The organism is Anaeromyxobacter dehalogenans 2CP-1 (assembly GCF_000022145.1).
Taxonomy (GTDB): domain Bacteria; phylum Myxococcota; class Myxococcia; order Myxococcales; family Anaeromyxobacteraceae; genus Anaeromyxobacter; species Anaeromyxobacter dehalogenans.
On the sequence record NC_011891.1, the window covers coordinates 4,069,976 to 4,087,112 of the forward strand.

Annotated in this window: 19 protein-coding genes; 6 read left to right on the forward strand and 13 right to left on the reverse strand. The window is 76.3% G+C overall.

Annotated features, from left to right (window positions below; all coding sequences use genetic code 11):
• Positions 1–201 precede the first annotated feature (201 nt).
• Genes A2CP1_RS18395 through A2CP1_RS18405 form a run of 3 tightly spaced genes read right to left on the reverse strand, consistent with a single transcriptional unit; the run spans position 202 to position 3,384 of the window.
• A complete protein-coding gene (locus A2CP1_RS18395) occupies positions 202–567 on the reverse strand; it encodes a metal-sensitive transcriptional regulator (RefSeq protein WP_015934752.1) in 366 nt (121 codons plus the stop codon).
• 10 nt (positions 568–577) lie between these two features.
• Entirely contained in the window at positions 578–2,995 is a 2,418-nt protein-coding gene (locus tag A2CP1_RS18400; RefSeq protein ID WP_015934753.1) for a heavy metal translocating P-type ATPase, read from the reverse strand.
• A complete protein-coding gene (locus tag A2CP1_RS18405; RefSeq protein ID WP_012527567.1) occupies positions 2,992–3,384 on the reverse strand; it encodes a cupredoxin domain-containing protein in 393 nt (130 codons plus the stop codon). The genes A2CP1_RS18400 and A2CP1_RS18405 overlap by 4 nt, the downstream gene beginning before the upstream one ends.
• A 224-nt stretch (positions 3,385–3,608) precedes the next feature.
• On the opposite strand from A2CP1_RS18405, the gene A2CP1_RS18410 reads away from it, so the two are divergent.
• A complete protein-coding gene (locus A2CP1_RS18410; RefSeq protein ID WP_015934755.1) occupies positions 3,609–4,130 on the forward strand; it encodes a YybH family protein in 522 nt (173 codons plus the stop codon).
• A 732-nt stretch (positions 4,131–4,862) separates the two neighbouring features.
• On the opposite strand, the gene A2CP1_RS18415 is transcribed toward A2CP1_RS18410, so the two are convergent.
• Positions 4,863–6,143 carry an RNA polymerase sigma factor gene (locus A2CP1_RS18415; protein WP_015934756.1) on the reverse strand — a complete coding sequence of 427 codons (1,281 nt, stop codon included), beginning with the start codon at positions 6,141–6,143 and terminating at the stop codon, positions 4,863–4,865.
• 28 nt (positions 6,144–6,171) lie between these two features.
• Positions 6,172–6,615: a YciI family protein gene (locus tag A2CP1_RS18420; RefSeq protein ID WP_015934757.1), complete on the reverse strand. Its 444-nt coding sequence runs from the start codon at positions 6,613–6,615 to the stop codon at positions 6,172–6,174.
• A 229-nt stretch (positions 6,616–6,844) separates the two neighbouring features.
• Here A2CP1_RS18420 and A2CP1_RS18425 point away from each other — a divergent pair, with 229 nt between their 5' ends.
• On the forward strand, positions 6,845–7,852 hold the full coding sequence (locus tag A2CP1_RS18425) for an alkaline phosphatase family protein (protein WP_015934758.1): 1,008 nt from the start codon (positions 6,845–6,847) through the stop codon (positions 7,850–7,852).
• Here the strand turns inward: A2CP1_RS18425 and A2CP1_RS18430 are convergent.
• The 5 genes from A2CP1_RS18430 to A2CP1_RS18450 form a co-directional block, all read right to left on the reverse strand.
• A complete protein-coding gene (locus A2CP1_RS18430; protein ID WP_041450553.1) occupies positions 7,836–8,759 on the reverse strand; it encodes an alpha/beta hydrolase in 924 nt (307 codons plus the stop codon). The genes A2CP1_RS18425 and A2CP1_RS18430 overlap by 17 nt on opposite strands.
• 54 nt (positions 8,760–8,813) lie before the next feature.
• Complete coding sequence (locus A2CP1_RS18435) at positions 8,814–10,040, reverse strand: acyltransferase family protein (protein ID WP_015934760.1); 1,227 nt, start codon at positions 10,038–10,040, stop codon at positions 8,814–8,816.
• A 15-nt stretch (positions 10,041–10,055) separates the two neighbouring features.
• Complete coding sequence (locus A2CP1_RS18440; RefSeq protein ID WP_015934761.1) at positions 10,056–11,159, reverse strand: glycosyltransferase family 4 protein; 1,104 nt, start codon at positions 11,157–11,159, stop codon at positions 10,056–10,058.
• A 22-nt stretch (positions 11,160–11,181) separates the two neighbouring features.
• A complete protein-coding gene (locus A2CP1_RS18445) occupies positions 11,182–11,367 on the reverse strand; it encodes a hypothetical protein (RefSeq protein WP_012527575.1) in 186 nt (61 codons plus the stop codon).
• A gap of 104 nt (positions 11,368–11,471) precedes the next feature.
• Positions 11,472–12,506, reverse strand: a complete 1,035-nt coding sequence (locus A2CP1_RS18450) for an aldo/keto reductase (RefSeq protein WP_015934762.1) — start codon at positions 12,504–12,506, stop codon at positions 11,472–11,474.
• Between the two features lie 141 nt (positions 12,507–12,647).
• Between A2CP1_RS18450 and A2CP1_RS18455 the strand changes: the two genes are divergently transcribed.
• Together A2CP1_RS18455 and trxC are read left to right on the forward strand one after the other, a co-directional pair.
• The gene (locus tag A2CP1_RS18455; RefSeq protein WP_015934763.1) at positions 12,648–13,601 is read left to right on the forward strand and encodes a LysR family transcriptional regulator; all 954 of its coding nucleotides are present in this window, start codon (positions 12,648–12,650) and stop codon (positions 13,599–13,601) included.
• Between the two features lie 86 nt (positions 13,602–13,687).
• Positions 13,688–14,140 (forward strand): thioredoxin TrxC, encoded by a 453-nt coding sequence (gene trxC, locus A2CP1_RS18460; protein WP_015934764.1) that lies wholly within the window; start codon positions 13,688–13,690, stop codon positions 14,138–14,140.
• Between the two features lie 3 nt (positions 14,141–14,143).
• Here trxC and A2CP1_RS18465 read toward each other — a convergent pair whose 3' ends face one another.
• From A2CP1_RS18465 to A2CP1_RS18475, 3 genes are all read right to left on the reverse strand, one after another.
• Positions 14,144–14,659, reverse strand: coding sequence for a L,D-transpeptidase family protein (locus tag A2CP1_RS18465; protein ID WP_015934765.1), 516 nt, complete (start codon positions 14,657–14,659; stop codon positions 14,144–14,146).
• A gap of 138 nt (positions 14,660–14,797) precedes the next feature.
• Positions 14,798–15,742 (reverse strand): lipid kinase, encoded by a 945-nt coding sequence (locus A2CP1_RS18470; RefSeq protein ID WP_015934766.1) that lies wholly within the window; start codon positions 15,740–15,742, stop codon positions 14,798–14,800.
• A complete protein-coding gene (locus A2CP1_RS18475; protein WP_015934767.1) occupies positions 15,709–15,984 on the reverse strand; it encodes a hypothetical protein in 276 nt (91 codons plus the stop codon). The genes A2CP1_RS18470 and A2CP1_RS18475 overlap by 34 nt, the downstream gene beginning before the upstream one ends.
• Positions 15,985–16,209: 225 nt before the next feature.
• On the opposite strand from A2CP1_RS18475, the gene A2CP1_RS18480 reads away from it, so the two are divergent.
• Positions 16,210–16,932 carry a DUF2249 domain-containing protein gene (locus A2CP1_RS18480; protein WP_015934768.1) on the forward strand — a complete coding sequence of 241 codons (723 nt, stop codon included), beginning with the start codon at positions 16,210–16,212 and terminating at the stop codon, positions 16,930–16,932.
• A complete protein-coding gene (locus A2CP1_RS18485) occupies positions 16,929–17,135 on the forward strand; it encodes a hypothetical protein (protein ID WP_015934769.1) in 207 nt (68 codons plus the stop codon). Before A2CP1_RS18480 ends, A2CP1_RS18485 begins: the two co-directional genes overlap by 4 nt.
• Positions 17,136–17,137 lie beyond the last annotated feature (2 nt).

Here is a 17,137-nt window from a genome sequence, read left to right on the forward strand (position 1 = left end):
TTGCACCCTGCTACCACTCGGTGAACTCCCGCAACGTCTCCGGATTGGACGCGCTGCTGGCCGAATACGATTCAGCGGGTTGCGCCTATGCCGCATGCTGGTGCCAGCCGCTGCCGGTTCGGTGCGACGCATCCGGTACGTGTTACGGACTGATACCACCATGATGCTGGCGCCTCTCGAGCGTCGCGCCGCGCTGACGCGTCAGCGGACCTGCCGGTACATGAGGTCGAGCAGCTCGTCGTACATCGCGTCGGCCTCGGGGCCGCCGGCCTGGATGGCGGTCGTGGCGCAGTGCTTCAGGTGGTTGCGCATCAGCTCGCGACCGACCGACCGCAGCGCCTCGTGCACCGAGGCGATCTGCGTGAGGACGTCGGCGCAGTAGCGCCCCTCCTCCACCATCCGCTGCAGCCCGCGCACCTGGCCCTCGATGCGGCGCAGGCGCTTCAGGTTCGCCTCCCTGCCGGCCGCGTCCACCGCCACCGCCCGCCCGCCCGGCCCGACGTGCTCGCCGGTGGCGCACGCGCAGGCGGCGAGCGCCGCGGTCCCCTTGCTCTCCTTCGTCGCCATCGCGCCCTCCTCAGGCCCCGCGGAACCGCCTCAGCCGCAGGCTGTTCGTCACCACGCTCACGCTGCTGAACGCCATCGCCGCGCTCGCCAGCACCGGCGAGAGCATCAGCCCGAACGCCGGGAACAGCACGCCCGCGGCCACCGGGATCCCGACCACGTTGTACGCGAACGCCCAGAACAGGTTCTGACGCATGGTCCGCATGGTGCGCCGCGAGAGCGCGATCGCGTCCGCCACCGCGCGCAGGTCCGGCCGCATCAGCGTCACGTCGGCGGCCTCCAGCGCCACGTCGGTGCCGCTGCCCATGGCGATGCCGATCTCGGCCCGGGCCAGCGCCGGCGCGTCGTTGATCCCGTCGCCCACCATGGCCACCACCCTGCCCTCCGCCTGCAGCCGCTCCACCTCGGCCACCTTGCCCTCCGGCAGCACGCCCGCCACCACCCGCTCCACGCCCGCGGCCCGGGCCACGGCCTCGGCGCTGCGGCGCACGTCGCCGGTGAGCATGACCACCTCGAGGCCCATGCGGCGCAGCCGCGCCACCGCGTCCCGCGAGGTCGGCCGCAGCTCGTCCGCGACCGCGAGCAGCCCGGCCAGCCGCCCGTCCACCGCCGCGAACACGGCGGTGCGGGCCTTCGCGGCGAGCTCGCCCGCCTCGGCCTCCAGCGGCGCGGTCGAGACGCCCTCCGCCTCGAGCAGCGCCGCGTTGCCCACCACCACGCGCCGCCCGCCGACGAGGCCCCGGGCCCCGCGCCCGGTGACGGACTCGAACGCGTCCACCTGCGGCACGGCGGTGCCCCGGGCCGTCGCGTGCGCCGCGATGGCCGCCGCGAGCGGGTGCTCGCTGGCGCGCTCCACCGCCGCCACGAGGCCCACCAGCGCGTCCTCGTCCACCGGCGCGCCAGGCGCGAGCCGCACCTCCGTCACCGCCGGCTTGCCCAGCGTGAGCGTGCCGGTCTTGTCGAGCACCACCGTGTCCACCGCGTGCGCCCGCTCCAGCGCCTCGCCGCCCTTCAGCAGGACGCCCAGCTCGGCGCCCTTGCCGGTCGCGACCATCACCGCGGTCGGGACCGCGAGGCCCATGGCGCACGGGCAGGCGATGACCAGCACCGCCACCGCGGCCACCAGCGCCCGCACCGCGGGCGCGGCGTCGGCGGCCACGAACCAGACCACGAACGTGGCGATGGAGATGGAGAGCACCACCGGCACGAAGATGCCGCTGATGCGGTCGGCCAGCTTCTGGATGGGCGCGCGCGAGCCCTGCGCCTCGCGCATGAGCTTCACCACGTGCGCGAGCACCGTGTCCGCGCCCACGCCGGTGGCGCGGTAGCGGAAGGAGCCGGTCCCGTTCACGGTCGCGCCGATGACGCGGTCGCCGGCGCGCTTCTCGACCGGCAGCGGCTCGCCGGTGAGCATCGACTCGTCCACCGCGCTCGTGCCGGAGACGAGCTCCCCGTCCACCGGCAGCCGCTCGCCGGGGCGCACCACCACCACGTCGCCCTCGCGCACGTCCTCCACCGGCACGTCCACCTCGGCGCCGCCGCGCACCACGCGCGCGGCGCGGGGCTGGAGCTGCATGAGCTTCCGGAGCGCGACCGAGGTCTGCCGCTTTGCGCGCGCCTCCATGGTGTTGCCCACCAGGATGAGCGCGATGATGAGGACGACCGCCTCGTAGTACACGTCCGGCGGGACGCCGCGCGACGTGAAGAAGCCCGGCGCGACGGTGGCGGCCAGCGAGAGCAGGTACGCCGCGCCGGTGCCGACCGCGACGAGCGTGTTCATGTCGGCGGAGTGGTGGCGGAACGCCGCCCAGGCGCGGGTGTAGAAGTGCCGGCCGGCCCACGCCATCACCGCGGTGGTGAGCGCGAGCAGCCCGTACGAGAGCACCTGCTCCGGGATCGCGTAGAGCCAGGGGAGCGCGCGCTCCAGCACCGGGTCGAGCACCCGCATGCTCCAGCGCATGAACGGATCGGTGGGCGCGCCGAGGCCGTGGTGCGCGTGCGCCGCCATGAGCGGCATGGACGCGACCATCGCCACCGCGCCGGCGGCGAGCGCCACCAGGGCGCGGGCGCGCAGCTCGCGGAACTCCTTCGCGCGGGCGGCGTCCTGCTGCTCGAGCGCGTCGGCGCCGGGCTCGGACAGCGCGGCGCCGTAGCCGGTGGAGCGCACCCGCTCGATGAGCGCCTCGGGCGCGGCCACCGCCGGGTCGTAGGAGATGGCCGCCTCGGCGGTCATGAGGTTGACGCTGGCGTCGAGCACGCCCGGCGCGCCGGAGAGCGCCTTCTGCACGCGGGCCTGGCACGCGGCGCAGGTCATGCCCGAGACGTTGATGGTGACGCGCGCGCGGCGATCGGCGGGGCTCGCCTCGACCGCGACGCCGGGGGAGGTGGCGGGCTCGCGCCCGCGGACGGTGGAGTCGGCGGAGGTGCTCATCGCGCGTCCTCCACCACCAGGCTGCCGCGCAGCATGCTCATGCCGCAGGTGAACTCGTACGTGCCGGCCTTCGCGGCGGGCAGGTCCACCGTCGTCCGCTCGTGCGCGGGCAGGAAGCGGCGGACGCCGAACTCGGGGATCACCACCTCCTCCGAGCAGCTCGACTCCTCGCGCCGGTCGAACACCAGGCGCGCGGGCTGCCCGGCCCGGAGCCGGACGCGCGAGGGCGAGTAGCCGCCCTCCACCCGGATCACCGCCTGCTGCACGCCGGCCGCCCCGACCTTCGCCTCGGAGGCGCCCTTCCGCTTCTCGGCCAGGAAGAAGTACCAGTTCACCCACGCGATGGCGGCGACGCCGCCAGCGACCACCAGGATTTCCAGAAGATCCACGATTCGCTCCCGGGGCGGCATCATACCCCCGCCCCCTATCCTTCGACGCCCGGAACATAAATAGGGGGAGGGGGTATGTCAACCGGGTGGGCCGACCCCCGTCCGGGGGGGGGCGCCGGAGTTCGCCTTCCGGCGCGCCCCGATCCGCTCCGGCGGTCGCCCGCCGGCCCGCGTATCACCGCGCGGCCGCACGCCGTCCCGGCGGGCGGCGCCGGAGGATCGTCATGAGGGTGTCCCGCGCTGCTGGCCTGCTGTCCTTGCTGCTCGCCGTTCCCGCGCTGCCCGCGTTCGCCGAGGACGCGTCGCTCCCACCGGATCTCGAGAAGACCGTCCGCGAGTTCGAGGCCGCGTTCGGCGCGCAGGACGCGAGCCGCGTGGGCGCGCTGTTCGACGAGGAGGGCACGTTCATCAACCCCATGGGCCAGCACGCGGTCGGGCGCGAGCAGATCACCGCGCAGTTCCGCAGCGACTTCGAGCGCGTGCTGAAGGGCGTCCACAACGAGCTTGCGGTCGAGCGCGTCCGGCTCCTCGGCGACCTCGCGCTCCTCGACGTGCGGCAGACGCTCTCCGGCGGCCACCCGCCGCCCGGCGCGCCGCGGCCCTGGGTCGCCCACGCCGTGGTGCTGGCGCGCCGGACCGACGGCGCGTGGCGGCTGCTCGACGTCCGCCCGTACTTCTTCCTCCACGGCGCCGGTCCGGGCGGGAAGGCCCCCGGCGCGCAGCGCAAGGCGCCGCCGCCCCGGTAGCGTCCGGGCAGGGCCGCCTACGCGGGGCCGTGGGATCGTGGAAGCCGAGGCACCGAGCGGGCCAGCCGCTCGCGCCTCGAAGCCGCCAGGACGCTCCCGGTCCGCAGCGCGGACGCCCTCGCCCGCGACCGCGACTGTCAGCGCAGGCGCAGCCCGCGACGATCCCCCTCTCGCGCGCGTATCCAGCCGGCGTGCGCGGCGAGCGTGTCCGAGGCCGCGCGTCGCGTCAGCGATAGCCGAGCCCGGCTGGTCTGGTCGCGTCGCGAGGCACACGATGGCGTCGCCGAGCCGGGCACACGAGGACCGAGCAGCGCAGGCGTGCCCGTAGGCACGTCGAGCAGCGCAGGGACGAGTCTGCCCGGCGCAGGCAGCCAGCGTGCGCCGCAGCAGCGACCCAGACCGGCCGGTCTCGGCGCAGCGCGGCCGAGTTCGCGAGCGCGCCCTGGTGTATCGGACGCGATCCGCGCGCGTCCTACGACCGAAGTCCCGCGCCGAGCATTCCTTCTCCACGTCGCGGGAGCGGGCGAGGGCGGGAGCGCACACGAGGACCCGCACCCACTGCCACCCGGCTTCGAGTCACGCGGTCCGGCGAGCATCCCCGCCCGCCCTTCGACAGGCTCAGGGCGAGCGGACTCCAGAACGCCACCCGTCGACACGCTCACGTCGACAAGCTCACGGTGAGCGGCCTTCAGCGCCCCCCGCCTCCACGCCCTCACGACCCCCGGCTTCGAATCACGCGCCCTTCGCGGCGCGCCCACAGGCCGCCGCCCGCTCGAGGAGGAGCGCGCGCTCGCGGGCGTTGCGGGTCATGCCGGCGGCGCGCTCCAGCTCGGCGCGGGCCTCCTCGAGGCGACCGAGGCGGGAGAGCAGCTCGCCGCGGACGCTCGGCAGGAGGTGGTACCGGCGCAGCGACGGCTCGTCGGCGATCGCGTCCACCAGCTCGAGCCCCGCCGCCGGGCCGAACGCCATCGCCACGGCCACCGCCCGGTTCAGCTCGATGACCGGCGACGGCGTCAGCTCGGCCAGCGCGTCGTAGAGCGCGGCGATGCGCGGCCAGTCGGTCAGGGCGGCGGTGCGGGCGCGGGCGTGGCACGCCGCGATGGCCGCCTGCAGCGCGTACGGGCCGAGCCCGCCGCCCAGCCCCTCGGCGCGCTCCAGCGCCGCCAGCCCGCGCTGGATGAGCAGGCGATCCCACCGGCTCCGGTCCTGGTCCAGCAGCAGCACCGGCTCGCCCGACGGCCCGACCCGCGCCGCCGCCCGCGAGGCCTGCAGCTCCATGAGCGCGGCCAGCCCGTGGACCTCCGCCGCGTCGGGCACGAGCGCCTGCAGCATGCGGCCGAGCCGGAGCGCGTCCTCGCACAGCGCCGGGCGCATCCAGTCGTCGCCGGCGGTGGCGGTGTAGCCCTCGTTGAACACGAGGTAGACGACCTCGAGCACCGACTCCAGGCGCGCCTGGAGGTCCGCACCGCGCGGCACCTCGAACGGCACCCGCGCCTCCGCGAGCGTGCGCTTCGCCCGCACGATCCGCTGCGCCACCGTGGGCTCGGGCAGGAGGAACGCGCGGGCGATCTCCTCGGTGGTGAGGCCGCCCAGCAGGCGCAGCGTGAGCGCGGTGCGCGCCTCGCGCGAGAGCACCGGGTGGCAGGCGATGAACAGGAGCCGCAGGAGATCGTCGCGCACCGGCTCGTCCACCGCCGCGTCGGGCGCCGGCGGGGCCGTGGGGCCGAGCGCCTCCGGGTCCGGGCCGAGCGCCTCGTGCTTGCGGTCCACCATGCGCCTCCGGCGCAGCTCGTCCACCGCGCGGCGCTTCGCGGTGGCCATGAGCCAGGCGCCCGGGCTCTCCGGTACGCCCGACTCCGGCCACCGCTCCAGCGCCGCGACCAGCGCGTCCTGCGCCAGCTCCTCCGCCAGCCCCACGTCGCGCACCATCCGCGCCAGCCCGGCGATGAGCCGGGGCGCCTCGATGCGGAACACCGCGTGCACCGCGCGGTGCGCGTCCGCGCGGGCGGTCACCCGGCGCGCCTCCGCGCCGCCGGTCCCGTCACCGGCTCGCCGCGTTGCGCTTGGCGCGCTCGAAGATCTCCGCCTCCTTGGCGGCGTCCTCCGACGAGAGCACCTCCGGCGGGAAGTCCGCGGCCTCGGCCACCTGCCGCAGCTCCAGCTCGCCCTCGGCGCCCTCTCCCATCGGGTTCGGGCAGCGCCGGGCCCAGGCGACGGCCTCCTCCTTCGACTTCACCTGGATCATCCAGAAGCCGGCCACCAGCTCCTTCGCCTCGGCGAACGGCCCGTCCACCACCTCGACCTTGCCCTTCGAGAACCTCACCCGGGCGCCCTTCGAGGACGGGAGCAGCCCGTCGCCCGCGAGCAGCACGCCCGCGTTCACCAGCTCCTCGTTGTACCGGGTCATCGCCTGGATCAGCTCGCGGCTCGGCGGCGCTCCTGCCTCGCTGTCCGGGCTGGCCTTCACGATCATCATGAACCGCATGGTGTCTCTCCGTGGTCCGGGTTGTGGCGCGGGCCGGACGGCCGGGCCGCCGCGCTCCGTGCCTCTATCGCGTCGACGTTCCGAGAGCCGCCGGATCGACGGGTGCGACCGTCCCAGAGGGGGCCGGTGCGCGCCCCGCGAGGTGCAGGGTTCACGGATCGGCGTTCCCGCGCGGGCCCGCAGGGCCGGCCGCGTTGCGCGCCGCCGCTGCGGCGCCCAGTAAACGTCCGTGCACACCCCCGCCCCCCGGAGCGCGCCGCGGCCGCCGCTCCACCGTCTCCGCTCCCGTCCGACGCTGCTCGCCGCGCTCCTCCCGCTCGCCCTCGCCTGCGCGCAGACCCGCGACACCAGCCATGACGCCTGCCCGCCCCAGGCCCCGGCGCTCGCGACCGGCGGCGCGCCGCACGCGCTCAGGACCGTGTTCGTGATCGTGATGGAGAACCAGGACTGGTCCGACGTCGCCGGCAACCCGTCTGCACCCTACGTGAACGGCACGCTGCTGCCCGCGTTCGCGCACGCGGTGGACTACCGGACCGGCGGGCTGCACCCCAGCCTCGGCAACTACGTGTGGCTCGAGGCCGGCGACCCGCTGGGCATCCACTTCGACGCGCCGCCCGCGGACGTGCCGCTGCCGGTGACCTGCCACCTCGCGACCTACCTCGAGGACGTCGGGCTCACGTGGAAGGCGTACGCGGAGGGCATCGCCGGCGACACCTGCCCGCTCGTGAACGAGGGGAAGTACGCGGTGCGCCACGACCCGTTCGTCTACTTCGAGGACGTCTCCGGGCACCCGTTCGACCCGCACAGCGCCCGCTGCATCGCGCACGTGCGGCCCTTCGAGGAGCTGGCCGCGGACCTCGCCGCCGGCACCGTGCCCCGGTACTCTTTCATCATCCCGGACGTCTGCGACGACGGGCACGACGCCTGCCCGCCGCTGAACGATCCCGTCGCGCAGCAGGACGCGTTCCTGGCGCGCGAGGTGCCGGCCATCATGGACAGCGCCGCCTACCGCGACGGCGGCGTCATCCTGGTGGTCTGGGACGAGGGCCACCGGGGCGACCACCCCATCGGCCTCATCGCGGTGTCGCCGCTCGCGAAGCCCGGCTACGCCGCGCCCGGCGCGTACACGCACGGCTCCACCGTGCGCACCGTGCAGGAGATCCTGGGCGTCACGCCGCTGCTGCGGTCCGCCGCCACCTCGGCGAGCCTGTCCGACCTGTTCACGGCCTACCCGTAGCGGCCGCGATCGGCGCCTCGGCGATCGGCGCACGCGCCGTCTGCACCCGCAGCCGGCGGTCCAGGAAGCCGCCCACGCGCCGCTCGTACTCGGTCCGGGCGAACGCGTGGAGGTCCACGTGGCCGGCGCCGGGCACCTCCCAGAGCGCCTTCGGCGCGCGGGCGCTCCGGTACAGCGCCCGCGACTCGGCGAGCGGCGTGTACGGATCCGCCGCGCCGGCGAGCACGAGGAGCGGCGCCGTCTGGGCGCCGATGCGGTCCACCGGGCGGAGGTCGGCCGCGCGGACGCCCTGGCGCGGGAGCATCAGCCGCTCGACGAGCGGCGCGAGCAGCCCGCCGAGCGGGCCGAGCCAGGCCCGCGCCCGGTTGCGGATGGCGGCGTCGATGGTCGGGTAGACCGACTCGAGCACCAGCGCGTCCACCTTCAGCGGGACCGGGCCGAGCAGCGCCGCCGCGCCGCCCATCGAGATGCCGATCACGCCGATCCGCTCGCCCGGCAGCGCCGCGCGCAGCCACTCCACCGCGGCGCGCGCGTCGCGGCTCTCCAGCGCGCCGTAGGTCGTCTGGGCCGAGCCGCTCGCGCCGTGCCCGCGGAAGTCGATGGCGAGCACCGAGTACCCCACCGCGGCGAGGAAGCGGGCGCGCCCGGCCATCTCGGCGGCGCTCGCGCCGATGCCGTGCAGCAGCAGGACGGCGCCCGCGCCCGGGTGCCCGCGCGCGAGCCAGCCGCGGATCGTGCTCCCGGAGCCGCTCCGCAGCTCGACCGGCCGCGCGTCGAGCTCCGCGGGCGCCGGCGGCGCGCGCCCGGCGCGGGCCGGCGCGCTCATGCCGACCGCGGTCGCGATGGAGAGCAGGACGCCGAGGCGGCGAAGGCGGGTGGGCCGGGAGGTGGAGCGCGTCGGGGTCAAGGAGGCGTGGGGTGCGTCCGGAGCAGCCGGCTCCAGGCGGCGCCGTCCGCGCCGCTACAGCTCATCTCTAGCCAGCGGGATCGTCCCGCGCACGGCGGCCCGGCGTCGCGAACGGAGCCCGAACACCACCCGGAGCGGCTCCCAGGCGGCGACCCACCAGCACAGGCCGAGGCTGATGGCGAGCGAGGCGGCGGCGAGCCCGAGGAACGCGACCGGCAGGCCGGCGGAGTCGGCGCCCCGCTGCACCATCGCGGCGGCGAGGCCGACGATCACGCCGTGGTGGAGCACGTAGAACGGGTAGACGAGCGCGCTGGCGCGCTGGAGCGCCTCGCCGTCGTCGCGCGCGAGACACCGGCGCGCGCCGCCGAGCAGCGCCACCAGCCAGCACCACGACGCGCCGCCGTACCCGCCCCACAGCAGCACGCCGCCGGCCGAGCGGGCGGCCGGCAGGCGCGCGAGCACGTCCCCCGGCCACGCCCACGCGCAGAGCCCCACCGACACGGCGGCCGCGACGACCAGCGCCAGCCGCCAGTGGCGATCGAGCGCGGCGGCGAAGCCGGGCTCCGCCGCCACCGCGAAGCCCCACAGGAACGCGGGGAGCAGCAGCCCGCGGTTCGACCAGTCGTAGGCGAGCGGCGCGAAGCGCGGCGCCGCGGTCGCGGTGGCGATCCGGATTGCGACCGCCGGCAGCACCAGCCAGGCGAGGCCGGCGGGCCCCTGGCACGGCGCGGCCAGGCGCGCGAGCAGCCGGCGGCCTGCGGGGCGGCGCAGCGCGGCGAGGAGCGGCGCGGTCGCGAGCGAGAACGCGAGCAGGAACACCAGGAACCAGAGGTTGTGCCAGGCGAAGTTCCCCTCCGGATAGATGCCCTCGAAGAAGTGCGGGTAGAACGCGAGCAGCGATCCGTCGAACCGGCCCTGGAGGCGCCGCTCCACCCAGACCTGCGGCGGCACGAGCACGAGGATCCCGAGCGCGAGCGGCAGCCCGAGGCGGAGCAGGCGCTCGCGCGCGTAGCGGGCGGGCGAGCGGTGACGCAGCGCGAGCCAGGCCGCCTCGCCGGCGAGCGCCATGAAGAGCGGCATGATCCACGGCGCAGGGAAGAACACGAGCTCGCCCAGCCACTTGCTGCGCAGCGCGCTCTGCACGTGCCAGGTGTCCCAGGGGTTGAACGGCTCGGCGGCGTGCACCAGGAACACCGCCAGCATCCCGAGCACGCGCAGCCAGTCGAGATCCGCGCGCCGCGGCTCGCTCCGGTACCCCGTCGGCGTGACCGCGCTGCGCATCGCCGGGACCGCTCCTCAGACCACCTGCTGATACAGGTCGAGCACGCGCCGCGCCACGATGGGCCACGCGTAGCGGGCCGCGGTGGCGCGCCCCCGCGCGCCGAGCGCGGCGGCGCGCGCCGGGTCGTGCGCCAGCGCCTCGAGCGCGTCGGCCCACGCGTCGGGATCGTCCGGAGGGAGCAGGCGGCCCTCCTCGCCGTCGTGCAGCACCTCCCGGAACCCGTCGATGTCGGACGCGAGCACCGGGCGCCCGGCCGCCATGGCCTCGAGCAGCGTCACGCCGAAGGAGGCCACGCTGGTCGGGGCGCAGTAGACGTGCGCGGCCGCGTACCAGTCCGCCCGCCCCTCGATCACCGCCCCGGCGAACACCACGTCCTCGACGAGATCCCGCGGGACCATCCGCTCGTACCGGCGGCGGAGTGGACCGTCGCCCAGGACCAGCAGCCGCGACGGGACGCGGGCCCGCAGCCGGGCGAACGCGCGCAGCATGCGGTCGAGCCCGTTCCGCGGCTCGAGCCGCCCGACCCAGAGCACGTTGAAGCGGCCGTCGTCGAAGCGCGCCGGCCGGCGGCCCTGACCGAAGCCCTCCGCGTCCACGCCGTTCGGGACGATCTGCACGTCGTCGCGGATCCCGGCGGCGAGCGACGCGGCCGCGTGCGAGACGGCCAGCACCAGGTCGAGCCGGCCGAGGTAGCGCCGCTCCAGGCCGCCCGCCAGGCGCGAGCCGAGGCCGGGAGTGTAGTGGGTGTGGAGGGTGCCGGCGACGGGGCCGCGGGCGTGCTGCAGCGCCAGCCAGGGCAGCACCGGGGTGATGGGGCAGTGGACGTGCAGGACGTCGAAGCGCTCGCGGTCGAGCGCGTCGCGCATGGCCCGCGAGAGGCCGAGGCCGACCGAGACGCGGCCGAACCCGCCGTTCAGGAAGAACGGGCGGCTGCGCGCGAGCCGGAGCACGTCGGGACCGCTCGCCTCCGGCGACGGCGGCGGCAGGTCCGGCATCTCGCTGGTGAGGATCTTCACCGCGTGACCGAGGCGCCGCGCCTCCCGAGCGAAGTGGTGGACGTGCTCCTGAACCCCGCCGATGCTCGGGTAGTAGTACTCGGTGACGATCCCGATCTTCACGCGCGCTCCCCCCGCCCGGCGGTCATGACGAGGTGGCGCGCCGGCCCGCCTCGGCGTCGGGCAGCGGGGCGCCGGCGCCCTCCTCGCGCGGCTTGCGCCCGCGCGCGCCGGTGGGCCGCCGGAGCAGGATCGGGAGCATGGCGAGCGCCGCCCCCGGGAGCGCGCGCAGGTTCAGCCAGGCGACTTGGACCAGCGACCGCGCCTTCATGGGACCCCCCGCGCGCGCTGCCCCGCCAGTGTTTCATCGAAGGCGGCGCGAGGCAGCGGCCCCGAAGGAGCCGCGCCCATTCGCGCACGCGCAGGCGGACGCCGTCAGACGGATGGAGGGGAGAGTCGCGCGAAGCCCTCCTGGCGCCGGTAGGGCCAGTACGGATAGGGGGCCGGCACCGCGCTCGCGGCGTCGAGCGCCGCGACCTGCGCCGGCGTGAGCGCCCACCCCACGGCGCCGAGGTTGTCCCGCAGCTGCTCCTCGGTGCGCGCGCCGATCACCACGGTCGACACCGTCGGGCGGCGGAGCAGCCAGTTGAGCGCGACCTGCGGGACGGTCCGGCCGGTCTCCGCGGCCACCGCCTCGAGCGCGTCGACGACGCGGTACAGCAGCGGCTCGTCCACCGGCGGGCCGTAGTCGGCGGTCTGGTGGAGCCGGCTCACGGCGGGGAGCGGCTGGCCGCGGCGGATCTTCCCCGTGAGCCGCCCCCAGCCGAGCGGGCTCCAGACCATCGCGCCGACGCCCTGATCCTGCGCAAGCGGCATGAGCTCCCACTCGTAGTCCCGCCCGACGAGTGAGTAGTACACCTGGTGCACCACGTGGCGCGGCCACCCGCGGCGGTCCGCCTCCGCCAGCGACTTCATGAGCTGCCAGCCCGAGAAGTTGGAGGCCCCCACGTAGCGCACCTTCCCGGCGCGGACCAGGTCGTCGAGCGTGGAGAGCACCTCCTCCACCGGGGTGCGGGCGTCGAACGCGTGGAGCTGCAGCAGGTCGATCCGATCGGTGCGAAGGCGCCGCAGCGCCGCCTCGCACGCGCGCACGAGGCGCAGCCGCGACGTGCCCGCGTCGTTCGGCCCGTCGCCGGTGGGGAGCCCGGTCTTGGTGGAGATGAGCGCGCGATCCCGCCGCCCCTCCAGCGCGGCGCCGAGCACCTCCTCCGATGCGCCCGAGGAGTAGACGTCCGCGGTGTCGAACAGCGTGACGCCCGCGTCCAGACACATGTCCACCATGCGCCTCGCCCCTGCGACGTCGATCGTCCCCCAGGCGCTGAACAGCGGCCCCGCCCCGCCGAACGTGCCGGCGCCGAAGCTCAGCGCCGGGACCTCCAGCCCCGATGCTCCCAGTCTCCTGTGCTCCACGATGACTCCCGTCCCGGTGGTTGGCGCGCCGCGCGTGGCCACGAGCCCTGGCCGGCCTGCGCGTCGCGCGGAAAGGATGCGCGGCGCCCCCCCTCCCCGCTAGCACTCTCCAGGCACAACACCTGTGAACCGAGCTCATCGATGGCCCATGGCGACGGCAACCGGCTGTACGAGATGGAGGCGTTCGCGGCCGTCGCGGAGCTGGGCGGCTTCTCCGCCGCCGGGCGCGCGCTCGGGAAGACCCCCTCCGCGCTGAACAAGCTGGTCGCGCGCCTCGAGGCGCGGCTCGGGGCGCGGCTGCTCACGCGCACCACGCGCGCGGTCCGGCTCACCGCCGAGGGCGAGGCGTTTCACCAGCGGGCGCTCCGGATCCTGGCGGAGGTGGAGGAGGCCGAGAGCGAGGCACGGGGCGGCGCGCCGCGCGGCCGGGTGCGCGTGAACGCGAACCTCCCGTTCGGCGTGCACTGCCTGCTGCCGGTGGTGCGGAGCTTCCTCGAGGCGAACCCGGGCGTCACGCTCGACCTGGTGCTCACCGACGAGGTGGTCGACCTGGTGGAGCGGCGCGCCGACGTCGCCATCCGCGTGGGCCCGCTGCGCGCCTCCGGGCTGCTCGCGCGCAAGCTGGGCGAGAGCCCGGTGGCCGTGGTCGCGTCACCCGACTACCTCGCGCGCCGCGGGACGCCGCACACGCCGGCCGACCTCGGCGCGCACGAGCGGATCGGCTTCACGTTCGCGCGCACCCTCCAGGACTGGCCGTTCCGCCAGGGCGGCGAGGAGGTGCGGGTGCCGGTGCGCGGCGCCGTGCGCGCGGGCGACGGCGAGACTGCGCGGCGGCTGGCGCTCGCGGGCGCGGGCCTCGCGCGCCTCGCGCTCTTCCAGGTCACGGACGACCTCGAGGCAGGGCGCCTCGTGCGCGTCCTCGAGGCGTTCGAGCCCGGAGACGCCCTCGAGATCCACGCGCTGTTCCTGGGCCCCGCCGGCTCGGTGCCGGCGCGGGTCCGCGCGTTCGTGGAGTTCCTCGCATCCGCCCTGGGCAGCGGGCGCGGCGCCGGGGCGCGGGCCGGCCGCTCTCGCGAGGGGGCGTCGGGGCGGTGAACCGGCCCGGGGCGCGGCCGGCGGCGCGAGCAGGCCGCTGCACCGGGCGCGTTTGACACGGCCGGCGTCGGACGCATGTTCTGCTCATGGCCTCGCCCCTCATCTACCGGTGCGCCCGCTGCGGCGCGATGAACCGCCTCGCCCCGCTCACGCCGGGGCGCGAACCCGTCTGCGGCAAGTGCAAGGCGGACCTCGACACCAGCGGGGCCCCCGGCCACGCCGACCTCGCGGCGCTGGAGCGCGCGGTCGGGAGCAGCCCGGCGCCCGTGCTGGTGGACTTCTGGGCGCCGTGGTGCGCCCCGTGCCGCGCCTTCGCGCCGGTGCTCGAGCGGCTCGCGCGCGAGCAGGCCGGGCGGCTGGTGGTGCTGAAGGTGGACACCGAGGCGAGCCCGGCGGCCGGCGCGCGCTTCGGGATCCAGGCCATCCCCACGCTCGTCGTGTTCCGCGACGGCAAGGAGGTGGACCGGGTCTCGGGCGCGCTGCCGTACGAGGAGCTGCGCCGGTTCACCACGGCCGCGACGCTCGGCGTGGCGGGCTGAGCCTCAGCGCAGCACCACGCCCGGCCGGCGTCGCTCCACGAAGGCGGCCACCGCCGCGACCTCGCGGTCGGACCCGAGCGCCACGCAGCCGGCGGTCCAGTCCGCCCAGGTGTTGAGCCGTCCCGCCCAGCGCATCGCCCGCGCCGGCCCGTGGATGCCGACGTTGCTGCCGGTGCGCCCGGCGCGCCGCTGCTCCGCCGTCGGGTAGCCGATGGGGATGAAGGTGCCGAAGCCGGCGGAGGGCCGCGGCGTACCCAGCGCGTACGCGCCGAGGGGCGTCCGGCGATCGCCCTCGGCGCGCTTCTCCGTCCCGGCGCTGCCGAGCGCCACCGGGAAGACCGCGGCCGCGGCGCCGGCCTCGCAGAGCGCCAGGCGATGCTCGGCGGTGTCCACGAGGATCAGCGCGTCCACCGGCGGGCAGCCGGGCCGCGCGGGGCGATGCGCGCACGCGAGCAGGAACGCGAGCGGCGGGACGAGGAGGAGCGAGACCACGGCGGTGCGCAGGGCGAGCGGGGTCATGGCGCCGGTGGCATCGCAAGCTCCGGGCCGCCCCCGCCCGGCGTCCAGGGCCGCGGGAACACGGGAGAACCGGCGGAGCGTGTCCCCTCGGCCACACGTTGCGTGTACCGCGGGCCGCAGCGGCGCGGCGTCGCGGCCCTAGGGCGCGAGCACCGCGAGCTGCCCGGGTGAAACCCGGAACTCGGCCGGCGTGGACCCGGCCAGCTCGCCGTCCGCGTCGATCTCGAGCGGCGGGTCGGTCCAGAGCGCGGCGCGCGTCGCGCGCACGTGGAGCACGCCCGGGTGCTCGAGGTGGCGTCCGCGGAGGAGCAGGAGGGCGTAGCGCGCGAGGCCGGCGAGGTCGCGCAGGCGGTCGCGCAGCCGCGGCGCGCCCGGGGAGGAGGCCGTGGTGAGCACGTACACGTCCAGGAGGTGGTCGTCGGCGCGGGCGCGCGGCGCGATGAGCCGGCCGCCGCCGTGGTAGCGGCCGTTCCCCACCACCACCTGCAGCGCGCGCAGCTCCTCGGTTCGCCCGTCCACCTCGAGCCGCGCCCGGAACGGCGGCTGGCCCGCGGCGGCGGCGCCCGCCACCGGGTACGCGAGCGTCCCGGCGCGCCGCTTGAGGCCGTCGTCGAGCCGCCGCGTCAGCTCGGACGACGCGCCCACGCTGGCCGCGTTCAGGAACGCGCGCCCGCCGGCCCAGCCCACGTCCACCCGGCGCACGCGCCCGCGCGCGATCACCCGCGCCGCGCCCGCGAGGTCGTCCGGGATGCGCAGCGTGCGCGCGAAGTCGTTCGCGGTGCCGAGCGGGAGCACCCCGAGCGCCGCGCCGGTGCCGGCGAGCGCGGACGCCGCCGCGGCGAGCGACCCGTCCCCGCCGCCCACGATGACGCGCGCCGCCCCCGCCGCGACCGCCGCCTCGACCGCCTCCCTCAGCGCTCCCGGCTCGATCGCGCGCGCCTCGGCGAGGACCACCCCGGCCCCCTCCAGCGCGGCGCGCGCGGCGGACAGCGCCGCGTCGCCCTTCCGCGCGGCGGCGTTCACGAGCAGCACCGCCTCGCCGCCGGCGCTCAGCCCCGGGTGCGCCGGCGCTCGGCGAGCCACAGGAACAGCTCCTCCAGCTCGGTGTCGCTCGTCCCCGGCTCGGCCGCGCGCGCCACCTCGTCGAGCAGCCCGCGCTCGCGCGCCCGGTCGAGCAGCGGCCGGTCGATCTCCGCGCCCGCGGCGAACACCACCAGCCCGGTTTCGTCACGCACGTCCGCGGCGAGCCGGCGGCCGATCAGCGTCCGGGAGAGCAGCGCCTCCTCCGCCCGCGTGAATGCCCTCTCGAGCACGGAGCCGTCCATCCGCGCAATCTGGGGCCGCCCGGCGCAGCGGGCAGCGAGCGGTCGCGCGTTCCAGTTCGAGACGCCCTGGAACACGCCCGGTCCCGCTGGGGGCGGAGCGCGCCGCGCGCTCGGCCACGAAACTGCTGTCGCGCAAGCACTCCGTGACGAGCGCCGCCCGGGCATGAGGGGCACGGCCCGTGCAGTCCGGGTTTCCGTCCCCGCACTTCGACAGGAGCGAACCGAATGCCCCAGCAGCCCCGCGTGATCGATCTCCGAGCCCTCCCGCCGCAGGTGCGGCACGGCCTCGTCTTCCAGTGCTTCGACGCGCTGCCGACCGGCGACTCGATGGTGATCGTGAACGATCACGATCCCATGCCGCTCCTCCAGCAGTTCCGGTTCGTCCGGCCCGGCGAAGCGCAGCACGAGTACCTCGAGCAGGGTCCCGCCGCGTGGCAGGTCCGGATCGAGCGCAAGGCGCCGGGCCGGCAGGCCGCCGCGCCCGCCGGCGGCGCGCCGGACAGCGTGACCGGCTACCTCGAGGCGGACCACCGCCGGCTCGACGCGATCCTGCCCGAGGTGGAGCGGCTCGCCGCGGCGGGCGAGTACCGAGACGCCGCGCGGCGCTTCGCCGAGTTCACGTCCGGCCTCGATCGCCACATCGACGCCGAGGAGCAGGTCCTGTTCCCCACGTTCGAGGACGCCACCGGCATGGCGTCCGGGCCGACCCAGGTGATGCGCATGGAGCACGTGCAGATCCGGGAGCGGATGCGCGAGGCCGCCGGGTCGCTGGATCGCGAGGACGCCGGCGGCCTGGCCGCCGCGGTGGGCGGGCTCACGCAGGTCCTGTCGGTCCACAACATGAAGGAGGAGCACATGCTCTACCCGATGTCCGATCGCGCCGTACAGGGCGAGGCGCACCGGCAGCTCGTCCAGCGCCTGCGGGCCGTCACCGAGGCCACGCCATGACCGGCCGCCGCTGGAACCCCGCGGACGGCCATCCGGTCGCCCCCGAGCAGCTGCCGCCGCGCCACGGCGCCGTCCACCCCGACGGCAGCGAGGAGCGGCCGCTGTGGGCGCCGAGCGAGGGGCCCTGCCGCACCGAGACCGGCGGCGCCGGCGGCGAGCCGGACGGGCGCGGGCTGCCCATCCGCAGGGTGAGCTGGGACTGACG